The organism is Kitasatospora sp. NPDC018058 (genome assembly GCF_044327205.1).
GTDB lineage: Bacteria > Actinomycetota > Actinomycetes > Streptomycetales > Streptomycetaceae > Kitasatospora.
Map to the genome: position 1 here is coordinate 1 of NZ_JBIRFA010000048.1, position 15,164 is coordinate 15,164.

General features: G+C 69.5%; 13 protein-coding genes and 4 pseudogenes. 10 read left to right on the top strand and 7 right to left on the bottom strand.

Features of this window, described 5'->3' with window-relative positions; all coding sequences use genetic code 11:
- Nucleotides 1-90 precede the first annotated feature (90 nt).
- A complete protein-coding gene (locus ACH4E7_RS38470; RefSeq protein ID WP_396253842.1) occupies nt 91-1,911 on the bottom strand; it encodes a HEAT repeat domain-containing protein in 1,821 nt (606 codons plus the stop codon).
- A 317-nt stretch (nt 1,912-2,228) separates the two neighbouring features.
- On the opposite strand from ACH4E7_RS38470, the gene ACH4E7_RS38475 reads away from it, so the two are divergent.
- Together ACH4E7_RS38475 and ACH4E7_RS38480 are read left to right on the top strand one after the other, a co-directional pair.
- Nucleotides 2,229-2,666 carry a hypothetical protein gene (locus ACH4E7_RS38475; RefSeq protein ID WP_396253843.1) on the top strand — a complete coding sequence of 146 codons (438 nt, stop codon included), beginning with the start codon at nt 2,229-2,231 and terminating at the stop codon, nt 2,664-2,666.
- A 650-nt stretch (nt 2,667-3,316) separates the two neighbouring features.
- Nucleotides 3,317-4,176, top strand: a pseudogene (locus ACH4E7_RS38480) (IS630 family transposase); the annotation flags it as partial.
- Nucleotides 4,177-4,190: 14 nt separating this feature from the next.
- On the opposite strand, the gene ACH4E7_RS38485 reads toward ACH4E7_RS38480, so the two are convergent.
- The gene (locus ACH4E7_RS38485; RefSeq protein ID WP_396253844.1) at nt 4,191-4,952 is read right to left on the bottom strand and encodes a class I SAM-dependent methyltransferase; all 762 of its coding nucleotides are present in this window, start codon (nt 4,950-4,952) and stop codon (nt 4,191-4,193) included.
- 309 nt (nt 4,953-5,261) lie between these two features.
- Nucleotides 5,262-6,044: a hypothetical protein gene (locus ACH4E7_RS38490; RefSeq protein ID WP_396253845.1), complete on the bottom strand. Its 783-nt coding sequence runs from the start codon at nt 6,042-6,044 to the stop codon at nt 5,262-5,264.
- Between the two features lie 54 nt (nt 6,045-6,098).
- Here ACH4E7_RS38490 and ACH4E7_RS38495 point away from each other — a divergent pair, with 54 nt between their 5' ends.
- Nucleotides 6,099-6,710 (top strand): type I-E CRISPR-associated protein Cas6/Cse3/CasE, encoded by a 612-nt coding sequence (locus tag ACH4E7_RS38495; protein WP_396253846.1) that lies wholly within the window; start codon nt 6,099-6,101, stop codon nt 6,708-6,710.
- Nucleotides 6,711-7,022: 312 nt separating this feature from the next.
- On the opposite strand, the gene ACH4E7_RS38500 is transcribed toward ACH4E7_RS38495, so the two are convergent.
- The gene (locus tag ACH4E7_RS38500; RefSeq protein ID WP_396253847.1) at nt 7,023-7,457 is read right to left on the bottom strand and encodes an LPXTG cell wall anchor domain-containing protein; all 435 of its coding nucleotides are present in this window, start codon (nt 7,455-7,457) and stop codon (nt 7,023-7,025) included.
- A gap of 6 nt (nt 7,458-7,463) precedes the next feature.
- Nucleotides 7,464-7,745, bottom strand: coding sequence for a hypothetical protein (locus ACH4E7_RS38505; RefSeq protein ID WP_396253848.1), 282 nt, complete (start codon nt 7,743-7,745; stop codon nt 7,464-7,466).
- A gap of 222 nt (nt 7,746-7,967) precedes the next feature.
- Here ACH4E7_RS38505 and ACH4E7_RS38510 point away from each other — a divergent pair.
- Nucleotides 7,968-8,249, top strand: a pseudogene (locus ACH4E7_RS38510) (IS21 family transposase); the annotation flags it as partial.
- Between the two features lie 112 nt (nt 8,250-8,361).
- On the opposite strand, the gene ACH4E7_RS38515 reads toward ACH4E7_RS38510, so the two are convergent.
- On the bottom strand, nt 8,362-8,964 hold the full coding sequence (locus ACH4E7_RS38515) for a hypothetical protein (RefSeq protein WP_396253849.1): 603 nt from the start codon (nt 8,962-8,964) through the stop codon (nt 8,362-8,364).
- 627 nt (nt 8,965-9,591) lie between these two features.
- Between ACH4E7_RS38515 and ACH4E7_RS38520 the strand changes: the two genes are divergently transcribed.
- The 4 genes from ACH4E7_RS38520 (at nt 9,592) to ACH4E7_RS38535 (ending at nt 13,051) form a co-directional block, all read left to right on the top strand.
- A complete protein-coding gene (locus tag ACH4E7_RS38520; protein ID WP_396253850.1) occupies nt 9,592-10,134 on the top strand; it encodes a hypothetical protein in 543 nt (180 codons plus the stop codon).
- A 5-nt stretch (nt 10,135-10,139) separates the two neighbouring features.
- Entirely contained in the window at nt 10,140-10,667 is a 528-nt protein-coding gene (locus ACH4E7_RS38525; RefSeq protein ID WP_396253851.1) for a hypothetical protein, read from the top strand.
- 438 nt (nt 10,668-11,105) lie between these two features.
- Nucleotides 11,106-11,534, top strand: a complete 429-nt coding sequence (locus tag ACH4E7_RS38530; protein WP_396253852.1) for a hypothetical protein — start codon at nt 11,106-11,108, stop codon at nt 11,532-11,534.
- Nucleotides 11,535-12,688: 1,154 nt separating this feature from the next.
- Nucleotides 12,689-13,051: a hypothetical protein gene (locus ACH4E7_RS38535; protein ID WP_396253853.1), complete on the top strand. Its 363-nt coding sequence runs from the start codon at nt 12,689-12,691 to the stop codon at nt 13,049-13,051.
- A 187-nt stretch (nt 13,052-13,238) separates the two neighbouring features.
- Here ACH4E7_RS38535 and ACH4E7_RS38540 read toward each other — a convergent pair.
- Nucleotides 13,239-13,450 (bottom strand): annotated as a pseudogene (locus ACH4E7_RS38540) (transposase); the annotation flags it as partial.
- Nucleotides 13,451-13,653: 203 nt separating this feature from the next.
- On the opposite strand from ACH4E7_RS38540, the pseudogene ACH4E7_RS38545 reads away from it, so the two are divergent.
- Nucleotides 13,654-14,167, top strand: a pseudogene (locus ACH4E7_RS38545) (ISL3 family transposase); the annotation flags it as partial.
- Nucleotides 14,168-14,879: 712 nt separating this feature from the next.
- Nucleotides 14,880-15,134 carry a hypothetical protein gene (locus tag ACH4E7_RS38550; RefSeq protein WP_396253854.1) on the top strand — a complete coding sequence of 85 codons (255 nt, stop codon included), beginning with the start codon at nt 14,880-14,882 and terminating at the stop codon, nt 15,132-15,134.
- Nucleotides 15,135-15,164 lie beyond the last annotated feature (30 nt).

Below are 15,164 nucleotides of genomic sequence, written 5' to 3' on the forward strand. Positions count from 1 at the left end.
GACAACAGAGCTCAAACGGCTCCGGTGAGAGTAGTGCTCACCTGCTGGCGGCTACGGGCCGTAGTCTCCCTCACGGCCCGTCGAATCCCATTAGGTGAGCATCTGGCGCGCCGTTTCGCGGAGCTGGTCGTCGAGGTGCTGCCGCCGGCCGGATACCCAGGTGGTGTATTCGCTCATCAGGCGGCGTTCGCTGGTGGCCCAGTGCAGGAGCTGCGGTCGCAGGTGCTGGGGGTAGGGCGGTTCGATCCGGCGGAGTGCCTGGAGGGCGTGAACGCCCACGGGTCCCATGGGGTCGAGGAGCGCGGTCAGGACCGGGGCCGCGACGGACGGGTCGCCGGTGATGTTCACGTGGGTCTGGGCGGCGTGCAGTCGGTACCGGGTGGTGCCGTTGTCGAGGTGGCGTTCGATCAGCGGCAGCAGTGGTGCGGCCGCCGGGCCCAGCCGGGCGGCCTCCTCCAAATGCCGTCCGGTGTCGGAGAGCTGCTGTTCCAGCAGGCGCAGGGCGGGGTGCGGGTCGGTCCCGAGGCGGGCGGCGGTCACGGCTGCGGCGATGGCGAGGGTGTTGTCATCGGCGGTGCGCGCGAGAGTCTCCAGGGCGTCGAGGAGCCCGGTGTCGTGGATGGCCCAGTCGCCGAAGCAGCGCAGGAGCGTCGGCGTGGGGCGGCGGCGCAGTAGGTGGATGAGGTCGGGCAGGTGGGTGCGGGCGACCTCTGGGGACAGGGCCGGGTAGAGCTCGTCGAGGCCGCAGCCGTCAGGGTGACGCAGGGCGAGGCGCTGGTGGTCGGGGTGCTGGGTGCGGGCGGCGAGGGCGGCCAGTGCCTCCGGCCGGGGATCGGGGATGTCGGTGAGCAGGCGCTGGTCGCCGAGGTGGCCGAGGAGTTCCTGGGCCTGCCGCTCGGTGCGTGCGTGGGGGAGGAGGCGGTCGCCGAGCACCGGGTCGGGCTGGGAGGCGCCCGGCAGCCACTTCGCGATGGCATCGAGGAGAGTGAACAGGTCCCAGGGGGCGTGGTCGTGCGCCAGGGCGGCAGTGAGCAGGCCGATGGTCTCGTTCTCGCGGTCGCGCCAGACCTCGGAGAGCCGCTGGGCGCGGCGCGAACCGCGGATCTGGTGGTCGCCCCGGGCGATCCAGCTGCGGGCCACGGCGGTGAGGGCGTCGGCGTCCTCGGCCAGCTCCCACAGGCGGCTGTCCACGGTCCCGATCCCGGGGGCGAACTCACCGCTGTTGACGGAGAACTCGGGGTCCCCACCGGCCTCGGCCAGCACGGCGACCACCTCGGCCGGGTACGGCGCCTTCGCCCGCTCCAGCAGGTCGACGGCGGCGGCCGCGCGCACGGCCGGCACCGGATCCGTGAGCGCCGAGCGCAGACGGCCGTCGACTGCTCGCGCGTCGGGGTCGAGCCGGGTCAGCACGGTCAGTGCCTCCGCCCGTACGGCAGGGGAGGAGTCGGACTCGAAACAGGCCGTCAGCTCGCGCAGCGCCGCCGGTACGGTCGCACCGGTCGCCCGGCGGGCGACGCGCACCATGTTCCGGCGTATCTGCGGATCGTCATCGCGCAGCAGGTGCAGCAGCCCGGCCACCTCCTCGGCCACCCGCATGCACCCCTGTACCTCGTCCTCGAACTCCGGCTCCGCCTCGGGACCCCCGGTACCGGCCAGCGCCGCGAGCACGCTCGCCCGCTCGTGGACGCCGTGCACCGCGGCGTGCGCGAGAAAGGGGACGGCCGCCACTGCAGCCGACGACACCGAGCCCTGATGCAGGGCTTTGCCGAAGAACTCGTACATGGCCTTGTGCGCCTGCTCGGGGTCTCCCGAGTACAGGTCGCGTATCCAGCCCGGGACGTCGTCGGCGTTCCCGTAGGCGTGCCTCAGTGACGGCCAGTCGACCGTGTCCAGCTCTTCAGGTGATCTCACACCTGCGCACTCTAGACACCAGATCGGACAGCGGCCGGTGGCGCGGGCAACCTCCGCCTCGCAGCTCACCGATTTTCCGCGGAAAATTCCTGCGCTGGCGACTGGCACCGAACTTGGACGGGAGAGAGACCATGGGGTGCCGCCTGACGTCCCCTGAACCTATGACAGGACCGCTCGAGGCTGGAGAGTTGGCATTGGTCTGATGCGCCTTGACCGCTAGCGTTCGAACCGGCAAAGCTTCTGACGGTGCTTGCCGAGTCGAGGCCTTCGGCCGAGACGAGTACCAGTCACACTGCTGATGTCTGGGGGAGGCTGATATGGCAGGAGGCGTCGAAGTACCAGGACCTGAGCCGGACTGGGAGACGGCTCCGGAGTACCAGGGCGGCAAGCGCAACCCCGCGTTCCAGCAGAGCGCATGGGAGTTCGCCGCCAGCTCCTTCCACATCGTCGCGGGGCTTCAACCACCGCTGGACGTGCTCGCCGCGCGACTGCGCCTGAGCGTCGAACGGACCTGGGAGGACCTTGGCTACGTGAACGTTGCCATGTTCCGCATCAAGGGGACGGACTTCGCCCTGAGTGAGTTCGAAGGCGGGCATTCCCCGTACACGGCCGTCTGGGTGAGCCGCTCGTCGGACAACGTGGAAGTGGCTCTCGACATCCTGCTCGGCGCCCTTGGCATAGGCCGTGAGGCGCTGGCGTTCCGCGGCAGCACGGAGACCGGCTTCGAGTATCGCAACGGCTGGACCGGGGGATAGGACCGCATCAGCTGCCGCGCCTCGTCGGCGAGGTGGACATGCCCGTTCTGGGGTTCGTTGCACAGTGCGTGCCGAGTCCGGTCCAAGTCTGAGTCGAGCTCGTAGCCGGGAATCACGATTCTGCGGTCCCACCTCGCGTCACGCCTCGGGCTTTGAACACAAAAGACCTCATAGACCGGTAATAAACCGCGTCCATGTCGATGACTGACTGACGCGAATCGGCAAGGTGACCTCAAGCGTGTTTCGGAGTCGCTTGTTGCACCCGGACTCCTGGGGCGCGTTGGGAACAGGTGGCGGGAGTCCCGGGTCGCGCGCCGTAGCCACCACCGCTCCGAGGTGTAGCCGAGCAGTGTCGACATCACCGCGACGATGACCGGCTCGGCGTCACTGAGCTTGGGCGCGATCCCGACCGCCGGGCCACCGAGCCAGATGCGGCGCCGTCTTCAGCTGGTCGTCGATCCTGACGTGGAGTGCCGTGGCGAGGGTGTCCAATTCTGTCTTCACACACCGACGTCGGACGCCCTCGCGCCGTGTCCGCAGGCGATTCCTCGGGCTCGGTCGGCGTGCGGGCAGTCGGGTGTCGGCGGCTTCCGGTCGAGGCCGAAGGTCTCCATCCCCCGTGCGGGGGGATGTCCGGAGACGTCCGTGGCCGACTCAGCCCTGACGACGAGGACTTCGTCGTGCAGACGGCCACCACCCGCCCGACCAAGATCGGCCAGCCCTTCACCCGCTGGTCCATCCGCAAACTCGCTGCCTACCTGCGGAAAGTGCACGGCCGTGTCATCCGGATCGGCCGCGAGGCGTTACGGTGCCTGTTCGCCCGCCGCGGCGTCACCTTCCAGCGGACCAAGATGTGGAAGGAGTCGCCCGACCCCGAGCAGATGCCAAGCTGGACCGCGTCCGGGAGGTGCTGGAGCGCTACCCGGACCGTGTATTCGCGTTCGACGAGTTCGGGCCGTTCGGCATCCGGCCCACCGCCGGGTCGTGCTGGGCCGAGCAAGGCTGGCCCGAGCGGCATCCCGCGACCTACCGCCGCACCCACGGGGTCCGCTACCTCCACGGCTGCTACGCGATCGGCGGTGATCGCCTGTCGGGCGTCAACCGCCGCAAGAAGGGCGTCGCGAACACCCTGGCCGCGCTGAAGTCGATCCGCGCGGCCCGCCCGGACGGCGCCCCGATCCACGTGATCCTGGACAACCCGTCCGCCCACAAGGGCGCCGACATCCGCCGCTGGGCGAAGAAGAACGAGGTCAAGCTGTGCTTCACCCCGACCTCTGCGTCCTGGGCCAATCCGATCGAGGCGCACTTCGGATCACTGCGGCAGTTCACCGTCGCCAACCCCAACCACCGCAACCACACCGTCCAGACGCGCGCCCTGCACGGCTACCCGCGCTGGCGGAACACGAACCCGCCATCCCGACGCGCTGGCCGCCCAACCGCGCGAGCACGCCGCATCCGCAGTGAGAACGGCATCCGCTGGGACGGTCGAGCCGTCGCCCCAGCAGCCTGACGGGCAGGTAGACATCACGGACGAGCGGCTACCAGCAGATCAACGACGTAGATCTCTTCCACGACCTCAGCAGGGAAAACCTCCCTGAGGAGCCTGCGCTCCTCGGCAAGAAAGGCCCGGTTCGCGGCCTGGCCGAGGACGAGGAACGCCGAGCGACTGCCGATATTGGCGAGGTGTGTGTCGAGAGCGACCTTGCGCTGCCAGCGGATCTGTCGGCGCGTGACCCGCAATCCGCTCAGCCCCGCAAGCCGGATGGCCTCATCATCATCGGGACGCACCGCGGAACGCGCGGGAACTCCACAGTGGTGCGCGATGCGCTCGTGCTGGGCACGGATCCACGGCACGTCGAAGGCGGTGGTGTTCCACCAGATGGCCAGCGCGCCACCCGAGCACAGAACGCGCAGCGCTTCAGGGACCGAACGGCTGGTATCGGTCCACTGCCATGACTGCGCGTACGTGATGAGGTCGCGCGAGAAATCGGCAAGCGGCAGGGCGTTACCGTCACCCCGGACGACCGGCACATCCGGGAGCACCCGACGAAACTCGACCGCCATCGCGTCACCAGGCTCGACGGCGATCACGTCGGCACCCCGCTCACACAGGAGCCTGGTCGCAATTCCAGTGCCCGCACCGATGTCCGCGGCGCGGACACCCACCAGCGAACGGTTCATGAACTCCTCGACGGCGTCGAAAAGCGCGGGCGGATACGACGGGCGACTCGCCTCGTACTGGACGGCCGCCGAGTTGAATGAATGAGCACGTGAGCTGGCAGTCATCTCCTCATCATGGTTCACAGACCAGGCGTTGGGCACCGAGTACTCATGCGGGTGATCGTTTCCGGTCACAGCACTTGGTGAAGGCGCTCCGGTTGGGAAGGGGGAGGTCTTGACGCCAGAGCCTCAGCGGACAGCACCCGGTGTCGGGAGGAGAGTGGCGGCATGGGTGCGCAGAGGAATCGAACACCTTGATCCAGGCCCGCTTTGAGGCTGGCTGACCCCCGCTGGCGCGGGGAGTATCGCTTCAGAGCTCGGAACCTCCGGCCCATCCCGGCGTCCACCGGGAGCAGGAACGGGCAGCGTATCGCCTCATGACCGGTGGACGAGGTGCAACCCCCTGGTCGGGCTGTAGCGAAGTCGCCCGACGGGCCCCCTGAGACATTCGCCGTCGGGGGAGAGGGCGATGACGTGCCGTCGGTTGATGCGGACGGTGCTGGGGGTCTCCCATTCCTCGACGGGCGGGAGGTGCCTGAACCAACTGCGCGGGATCGGGGCGGTGTTCAGCAGCCGGTTTCGCTGCTGGGCGGGGCGGTCGTCCCGGACTCTGTAATGCCTGGAGTCGGCCTCGTGAAGGCCGCCCTGGTCGTAGCTGTAGTAGACGCGAGGGCGCGCGGTGCCGGCGGTCTGCCGCCGGAACAGGACGATGACGCCGGTGGTCGGCTCGGCGAGGCGTGACCGGGCGGCCAGGCCGGGGTTGCCGTCGTCGCCCTGCCCCTCGGCCGATCCGGTCTTGAGGCGGTCGATGTCGGTGGGGGAGCCGTCGAGGAGGTAGGGCTGGACGGCGCGGGGGTGGGCGGTGTTCTCGTGGTTGTCGTGTTCGGCGAGCCATACGGCCCAGGTCTCGGCGAGCGGGGAGCCCAGCGGGGTCGTCGGCAACGGGCCGGGGCTGTAGACGGATTCGATGAGGTGTTCGTTGTCGCGCGGCGTGGACAGGCACGCGATCCGGGTGTCCGGGCCGACGCCGCAGGCCTCCTGGCAGGCTGGGCAGGCCGGCTCGCGAGTGAGGTCGTCGAGCAGGCGGTGGGTGGCGGCCAGGGCGTAGGGGGCGTAGACGAACCCGTCCGGGTTGCCGGGGCTGATGAGCTGTGGCACCAGCCCCGGGAACGGCCCCCTCGCGGACTTCGGGACGGCCCCGCCGGCAAGAGCGTGCCCCAGGCCGGCTACGGCTCCATGGGCGACGCCCTGCGCCGCATCGGCTCCCCCGAGGGTCGGGGCCGCAGAAACGCTGCGCGGCCTGGGCTGGGAGGAGCAGACGCCCTGCCCGTCGCCAAGGCCGTACTGGAGGGCGCGGGCCTCAAGTTCGGCGACAAGGAGCGCATCCGCAACCTCACCAAGGTCCTGCTCTTCGCCCCCGAGGACGCCGAGGCCAAGCTGGCGGAGCACCTCGACGCCCACCGGGACGAGGGCGTCGCCTGGGCCGGCGAGTTCGAGGCTCTCCGACACCACCCCCGTTACGTCAAGGAGTGGTTCGCCGCCCGGCTCCAGCCCGACAGCTCCGACCGCGTCGGCCCGGGCGGCGTGCGCCGCATCGGCGCCGACGGCGACCCGGACACCATGGCGATCCGGATGCTGCCCAAGCTCGGCCTGGCGGCCAAGCACCAGGGCACCAAGATCGGCCGCGCGGAGATCAAGGGCGCCCTCACCGTCACCGACCCGCACGCCTTCGTCGACGCCCTCGCCAACGGCGTCGGCCGGGCCCGCGCCTACAGCGCGGGTCTGCTCCTCGTTCGGCCCCCTGCAGGCGGCGAGCAGCGGTAGCACGACAACACCCGGGGCCCGCGGCGCAACGGTGCACGTCGCGAGCCTCGGGGTTACAGGCTGAGGGTCAGGCTGTGTGGGGGAGCCACGGTACCCAGGGCTTGAGCGTTCTCAGTTGCCGGGCTCGATCAGGTCGAGTGCGTGGGCAGGGTGTGACGTGTAGTGGTCGGCGGGGGCGAGGCCCGGTCCGCCTTACCGAACGGATGCCAACGGGCCGGGCGATCCCCCTTTGCAAGGGTTTCACCAACGACGCCGGGAAAGCGGACGGGAGCCGCTTTCCGAGGCCGACGACCTCGGAAAGCGCTGTCCGACTCAGTTGCCGCGGGTACGACGGCGGGTCAGCACGACGGCGGCGCCGCCGGCGGCGAGGAGGGCACCGGCGATGCCGGCGGTCAGGCCGACTCCGTTGGAGCCGGTTTCGGCGAGCTCGGCGCCGCTGCGGGCGGCGGCCGGCTTGGCCGCCGCCGCGGTGGTGGCCGTGGTGAGGCCCGTTGTCTTCACGTTCTTCCCGACGGCCCGGGCCGTGAAGTCCTTGGCCTGGCCGTTCGCGCCCATGGCGGGAGCCAGGAAGGCCTGGAGTTCGACGTCCTGGTACGGGCCCTCGTGCGTGGACTGCACCAGCTTGAACCGCAGCTTGAAAGTGTGCGAGGCGTGCGGCTGGACGTCGATCCCGGCGCCGGTCAGGTCGGTCGCGACGCCCTGGTGGCCGGCGGGCTTGGCACCGAGGTCCTGGTCCACCAGCTTCACCGGCTGTCAGGCACCGGAGGTGCCGTCCGCGTACTCGGCGGCGACCTGGTCCACGCCGAGCATCTCGGAGCCGAAGTACAGCACGAGGTGCTGGCCGCTGTAGGGCGCGTCCGCGTCGTTCTTGACCGTCACGGTGCCCTCGGACCAGCCACCGCCGGCCTCCACCGAGGCGAAGCCGTCGACCGCGATGGAGTGGTCCTTGTCCTGCCCCGCCGCCTGGGCCGGCAGGGACAGCGCGAGCGGGGACGCGATAAGGGAGGCAGTCAGAATTGCGTGCCGAAGTCTCAACTCAACCTCAAAAGTCCGAAATAGCCGCAATCTCCGCGGCAACGCGTGGAATCCCCCCACCGCGTCGGGCCGGAGAGTATTCGATCATCATTCAGTAGGCCAACCATATGGAATTACCGACCAGTCGCCGGCCCAGGACTTGAGCCGCGGTGCGGGGAAACCCGCTCGCCCGGTTCTGAGTGGGCGGGGACGCGGCAATGCGTCCCCGCGATCCGACAGGTCCCACGTCTCGGCGGACGACGCACCAGTCTGTGGTGCGCGTGGCCGGCCTGGTCCCGATGCCGCGTGGTCATCCCGGTGTTCGACAAGACCCTGCCGACGCTGGCGGCCCTCCTGGACGCGACCTTCCGCACGCTGGGTGGGGTTCCGACCTACTGCCTGACCGACGACGAGAAGACCGTCACGGTCGAGCACGTCGCCAGGATCGCGGTCCGTAACCCGGAGCCGGTGCCGATCGCCCGCTCCTACGGCACGGTCGTGCGCTCGTGCGTGCCGGCCGACCCGGTGTTGATCGAGATCTCCAGCATGCTCAAGAACGATCTCCATATCGAGCCGGACCTCTCCCACTGGTTTCCGCTCCGGGCGCCCCGGGCATGGAGGACTGAGGTGCGCGGCGTCAGCCGCCGGCGGAACGGTACGCCTTCACTGCGGCGGCGAGGACCTTCTCCGAGCTCGGCGACGGTTTCTGGTCGGAGACCTGCTGCACCATGAGGATCACATCGCCCATACGGACGAAAGCGGTTTCGCCGACGAACGGTTCCGGGTCGCCGGGGAATGTCGACGTGGTGTGGAGCAGCAGGCTGTCGTCGGCCGACACCTCGGCCGCCGTGACGGACGCGGTCTCCTGGAGCCGCGTACCGTCCGCGAGTGTGTTGGTGTAGGAGGCGCAGTTCTGGGCGACGCCGCGGATGGCGGCCATGACCGCGGCCGCCTGTCCGGGTGCGTATCGGTCGAGCGACTCCTGGCCGAACCAGCCGAGGTCGTCGTTGCCGACCCGCGTCCGTTCCACCCCCACCGCCACGTCCTCCGCAGGTAGGGCGTGAGTCGTCATGAAGGACTCGACACCCAGTTCGGAGCACGGCATCGACGCGATGGGGACGGCCGACGGGGTGTGCGGAGCACCGGTCGTCGTGGAGTTGACTTCCTCCGTGAGGAGCCGGAAACCCAGGGGGAGCTGGTCCCGGGTCAGCAAGCCGTCCCGCAGTCGCTCCAGAGGCACCCGGCTGGAGGCTGCGACTGTCCCCGGCCGGGCCTGCGGGTCGGCCGAGCAGTCCGACACGCCGAGAACTGCCAGAACAACCCCAGCCACCGCGCAGTGACGTGTGCGCACTGATCCACCCCCAGGATTCTTGATCGCGCCGTACTCTCCCACACAGGCACTTCCGGGCTCTCACCCCCCGCGGGCATGCACGAGCACAAGAGCCGGCGCTGCGGGAGCTCTCCAGCCGCTGGATCTCGGCCCCGGACGGCATCCGCGTTGGCCACGGGAGGCCGCAGGTGCCCGGGGGAGTGGTGCTTGCACTGCAGCGGTGGTGCACGGCAGTGGGGTGCGCTGGTCACGCTGCCGGCGCTGCGGTCGAGGGCCTTGGCTTCGGTGGCGGCGCGGTGTGCGGCGTCAGCGCCCGGAGCGGCTCACCGCGGGTAGAGGCGCACCTCGTCGAACCCCTCAGCGGCCAGGCCGGGGAGGGCTTCGACGGCGAGCCGGTGCTGCTGGCGCAGGACGTCGTCCGGCACGCGCCGGTCGGGCGGCCGGAGCGAGTTCCGCAGCAGACAGACGTCGAGTTCGGGATGGCAGCCAGCCGGGAATCGGGGTGTCCCGATGGTGAGGTCGTGCGAGCATCGGCGGGTGATCGACGATGAGGAGCAGCTCGCCGCCGAGCTGATCGGGAGACGACTGCTGAAGGTGACCACGGCTTGGCATCACCACGCTGACGACGAGCCATCGCTGGTACACCTGTGGCTTCACCTGGAGGGGCTGGGCCCCGTCCTGTTCCACACACCCTCGACCGGCCTGTCTCTGCGGGCCGATCAGCCGCACGGACCGTACTCGATGGCGGAGCACGGCAGCGTTTCCGTGGCCGACGATCCGCCGGATGTCCCGGTAACCCGGTTCATCGGACAGCCGATCCGATCGGTTCGGGAGATCGACTACCACAACGGCCAGGTCGGATTCGCGGCTGGTCTCACGCTTCAGTTCCCGGGCGGCAGCGTCCGCCTGCTCGGTCTCGACGACGACCTCGTCATCGCCCACGATCAGGACCTGGGCGCTGTCGAGGCCCACTTGCACGAGGATGTGACCATCGCCGACTTCCTCGCCATGGCCGGCCCGCGGCTGGCACCGGACGCCGAGGTCCGTACCACATCGCCGACGATGGACGGGAAGGCCTGAGGACGATGGTCACGCACCCGAGCCGCGACTACGCGATCACCGCGATGTACTCCGTGGCCGACGACGCCTGGCACCTGGAACTTGAACTCGTCCGGGAGCAACGGGCCATTGTGACCGCGGTCGTCCCCGACGAGAACCCGGCGCGCGAGCCGACGGTGTGCTTCGATCCCCAAGGACGGCACCTGGACATCCCGTACGAGGTCCTGCGCTGGTTCATGGACCAGGTTGCGGATGAGATCCGGACGTCCCGTGCCTGGATGCGGCTGCGGCCCGAGCTGGTCGAGGTCATCCACCGCTTGCGCCAGGAGTACCTGGGCGCCATCGATGACGCCGACTTTCCCGATGTCCTCGCGGAGTTGCGCGCCGCTGTCCCCGAAGCCGATCTCCCCGTCGTTCTCGCGGCCGCCTTCGGGCGGAATCCCGATGGCACCACCGTGAGCGGCATGCAGGCGTTCCGGCTCGTCGACGCGAGGTCGGTGGGAGGAGATCACCGTCCCGCCGCCCCCTCATCCGAGGTCAGTGGCTCGTGTTGAGCCGGCTGATCACGTCGAAATCCGTGGCCCACCGGTTGCGGCGGGTGCGGAGAAGACGTGCACCACGGCGGCCACCGCCCGCCGGGTACGGGCACTTCCCTCCACGCTCGCGCTGGGCGTCTGGCCCGGCACCTCACGGCAGCCCCGCACCGGCTCACAACGTCCACTGCGCCGGGCACCGCAGGGGCAGGCCGGTCAGGACCCGTCCGCAAGGAGCAGTTCCACGACGTCGTTCGAAAGGGCAGCGAATACGACTCCGAGACCCCAATGTTTGGTGCCCAGTTTTGGTGCCAATCCGCCGTCCGGCCTGTTGCCTGCCTTCGGACGAGCCCGTGTCGCACATTTGGTCCAAACGTGCGTGCCTGCAAGGGGTCAGCGGCGGACCCGACGGAGGCTGGGGCGCCAGGTGGGGGGATCGCCAACCGAGACGGAGAAGCCGTGACCGAGCCGGACTACTACCAGTTCCACTCCTCCCACGGGCACCACGCCCCGCTCCATGTCGTCTGGATGCCGCTCGGAGTGGGCGGCCTGAGCTCCTTCGAGTACGCCGACTCGACGAGGTCCCACACGTTCCGGGGTAAGGAAGTGAGCGTGGTCGAAAGCCCGCTCGGCCGTGTGGTGAGCGTGACGATCGAGACATCGATCGACCGCGGATCGACGTCGTTCTCCGTGCTGGTGCCGTCGGTCAACCTGAACGGGCACAGCGCGACGGTGAGCACCGTCGGCATCACCACCCTGCACCGGATCGGGATCGGGCCCATGACCGGGCAACTCGACGTGTACTCCGAGACCCCGCTCATCGGCACAGCCGAGAGCCGCATCATCCCCCTCGATGAGGGGGCCGGCGCCGGCGCCGCTCGCGCGTGACCGTGCCCACCGGGACACCGCCGCCCCCGCCGCCTTCCGGATGGCGGCGGGGGCGGGCGTTCGAGAGCGGCGCCCGGGAACTGCGTGAGGCTCTCCGGGCGCGGGTTGTCGAGCTTCGCGCGCTCATCGCCGTCAACAGCGGGTCATTCCCCTCGGGCGTCCAGCCTCCGTCGTACCCGCTGGCCATGACGGCTGTCGAAGAACTCAACACCGCCGACGACGTACTCGACCACCCTCTTGGCTCCTTTCACCGTCGCTGGGCTGCGCACCTGGCGGTGGCGCGGACGCACGTCGACATGGCGTACAGCCTGCTGCCGCGGACGCTGCAGGACGCGGAGTCGGGTGCCGTTCCACCTCACCCTCGGCGCGTCGCCGAGGGTGTTCGCCTTCGTGCCCGAGGACGGCGCCCAGGGCAAGCCGTTCGTCCAGGACTCCTGAGCCGACAGGGCCCCGGCCGTCAGGGTCGACATCGTTCCCACGTGCCTTGCGCCGCCCTACGCGACCAAGACGCAGAGAACGTGGGAATCCGCAACGAATCCTGAGGGCGCCCCCGTCCGTCGGACTCCGCTGAGACTGATCAAACCTCGTTGCGACAGAACACGATTCGCCGGGCTGGGACAGAGCCGTCTCAGCCCTGTCCCAGCCGTGCCTCCGGGTGTCCGTTTCAGGTGTTCTGCTGGGGCGTTGGTGGGACGGCTCTGGGCCTGTCCCACCCCACTTCACCTGGTGGGAGTGCTTTGCGGGGTGTTGGGACAGGGCTGGGTCATCGGGGCGGCTACCGGTCGGGCGCGGCCTGCTCGACGACGGCCAGCAGGGGGGAGTGGACAGTTGCGTCCGCTTCGCGGGTGACCGGGTCCTCGCTTTCCAGCGGTGGGGCGCCCCGTTCGGCGGCGCCCCGTTCGGCCGGGCGTGGCCGGTGCGGGGGCTGGGGATCAGGGCGGTGAGGCCGCGGGGGAGTGGCTGGGTGCCGGTCACCCGGCTCATTCTCGGTGGGCTGGCTTCGGCTCACTCGTGCGGTTCGGCGGCGGCGCGGCCGGCGGTCGCCGCCTGGCAATGTTTCACTCGAACGAGTGATTGTGACGGTTCGTGAACCAACGGACACTCAGGGTGTCAGGGGAGCCTGTGGGGGTTCTCCCGGAGCAAGGAGAGCGGCTGTGGCCATAGCCAACGTATCCGCCACGCAGGCGCCGGAGATCACGGTCGCCTCGGAGCCTGCCGGCCGCGAAGGGCGCCTCGCGGAGATCGGCGGCAACGTCGGCTCCGTGTGGCGGGGCTGGTGGACGTGGGGCCCGGGGAACGGGACGTGGAACCTCCGGATTCCCTGGAACGTCATCGGGGTGGACTCGACCGTCGTCATCACGGCGTCCGAGATCGACGCCAATGGCAACCGGTTCGTGGGTGACGCGGCTTTCCAGGTGTCGAGCATCGCCCCCGGCAACGGAGTCGTGACCTTCAAGGTCGACATCGCGTGGGGCAGCCCGCTCCCGATGCGTACGGACGTCGTCGTCTTCAACTGAACCGGCCTGGCTCGCCTGAGACTGCGTCCGAATGATGAGCAGTAGCGCGACAGTGCCCTCCCAGTCGGCTGACGAGGCTCGTCGAAGCCTCCGGTCGTCCAGCCGGGGGGAGGGGGGCACTTTCGTCGTTCATTTCCGACACCTGCGACCAGCACCTCCAGGCCGAACCCGTCTCACCGTTCACGCTCGCGGTCCAGGACGTGCGGCCGGTCTCCAGCGCGGCGAGGACCGAGTACGGCCGGCCGGGGATCGTCTGATGCTTGGCGTCGCCACCGCCGTAGGTGTGGCAGAACGAGCGGTCCGGGCAGGTCGCGGCGAGACGTCCACCGCCAGGAGCAGGCGGCCGTGGCGGTGCGCGGCTCCGCGCGGTGGCCGGCGCGAGCGAGCTCGCCGTGCACGTCCTGCTCCATGGTCCGGCGGACCTGGGCCAGCACCCTCTTGGTCTGCTGGTACATGACGGTGACGGGGACGGCGCCCTGGGGCCTCTTGACCTGGAGGCCGGCGAGGAAGGACAGCGGCCAGGCACAGCAGTCCGAAGACGAGGTGGGCCGCGCCTTCGGCGGTGTGGCCGATGTCGGCGGCGATCCGGGCCTGGCACAGGTACAGACCCGGCCGTCCCCGTCCTCCAGCTCTTCCGGGAGATCAAGGAGTTGGGCTACACCGCGAGCCTCGACCTGCCCTACCGCCACATCACCCAGGGCCACGCCGAGGGCGGCAAGCCGGTCACCGCACCGCAGCGTTCGGCCCGCCTCGTGCTCACCCGCCCCGTGAACCTGCGCGACGAGGACGCCGCGCTGCTGCGGGAACTCACCGAAGCCTGCCCCGAGGTGGCCGAACTCGTCTGCCTCACTGGCGAGTTCGCCAAGGCTATTGACCTCGGCGGAGGGCAACGGCGCCAGGCTTACCGACTCGATCGCCACGGTTCGCGCTGCCGACCTGCCCCGCCTGCACTCCTTCGCTAACGGCCTCGAACTCGACCGCGCCGCCCTCGACGCCGGTCTCACCCTCCCGTGCCACAACGGCCGCACCGGGGTGTCAACACACGAACCAAAGCGGATCATGCGGCAGATGCACGGCCGCGCGGGCTTCGACCTCCTCCGTCACCGCATCCTCCTGCGCCGACCACCATGCAGCGCCACTACCGATGACGAGACAGAGCCGCTGGCTGGACACACGCGGTCGTCGAGGGCGAAGTCAAGTGCGCTGCAGACGAGTTGAGGGCAAACGGCCGGAACCTGCGGGGATCCACCGGAGCCTTCCGACGGGTGCTCTCCGAGGGTAAGCGGACTGGCCTCTGGCCGGCGGTTCTGTCCGTACCGCTGGCGTCCCACATCGTCGGTGAGCAGCTCAAGAAGCTCGAGATGCCAGGGTGTGCCTCAATGGAGGGTCGGAGTAGGAGATGCCAGTTGTCGCCGGGTCCGGTGCCGGCCGTAGGAGGCACCGGTCATCGTGGTTGGTGAGTCCGGCCCCATCACCGAGCGGGTGATCGGGGCCGGCTCGCCGCCGGGTGGGTCACACAACCGTTAGAGCAGCCAGCCGAGGACGGCGAGGAGGTTGCCGAGCAGACCGAGGATCATCAGCGTCGTTCCTTTCGTGGTCGAGAGCATGGTCACCGGCCCCGAATGGATTCGGTGCCGGGGCGTGGCTACGGTCTGCAGCCCTTAGCACGCCCTTCCCTAGCTACCCACGTCAAACGTGAGATCACCCGAAAGGGGGAAGGTTCACTCTATTGGGCCAACTTGTTGGGACCCGTCTCGTTAAGATGCTGATCGCCTGCGAAGTCCATTGCCTAGGAGAGGCAATGTTGGGGGCGGAGACAGAAGGAGCAGTGATCGCCACCGACCGCGAGGTCGCGCGCGGGCAGTGGATCGACGGCAGTTTGTCGACGCGAAACAGTCGATCGCCGCACCAGAGCCTTCCGGTGCTGCCGGGCTCAGCTGCAGGTCGACGCCTTCCGGCCCGGAAAGACGGTCAGCATGGCGGGACGGCAGTGGGCGCCGCCGAGGCGTCGCTGAACCTGAGATGTACCAGGATTCCATACGCGACGGTCAGCGCCAGGGAATTGACCAACGCCGCGGTCTAGCCCAGGAATCCCGACGAGCAGGCGCGTAGC

Excerpts from the sequence above, each read along its gene's own strand:
- ACH4E7_RS38485 (WP_396253844.1), bottom strand. The coding sequence starts at position 4,952 with ATGACTGCCAGCTCACGTGCTCATTCATTCAACTCGGCGGCCGTCCAG.
- ACH4E7_RS38475 (WP_396253843.1), top strand. The coding sequence starts at position 2,229 with ATGGCAGGAGGCGTCGAAGTACCAGGACCTGAGCCGGACTGGGAGACG.
- ACH4E7_RS38525 (WP_396253851.1), top strand. The coding sequence starts at position 10,140 with ATGGTCACGCACCCGAGCCGCGACTACGCGATCACCGCGATGTACTCC.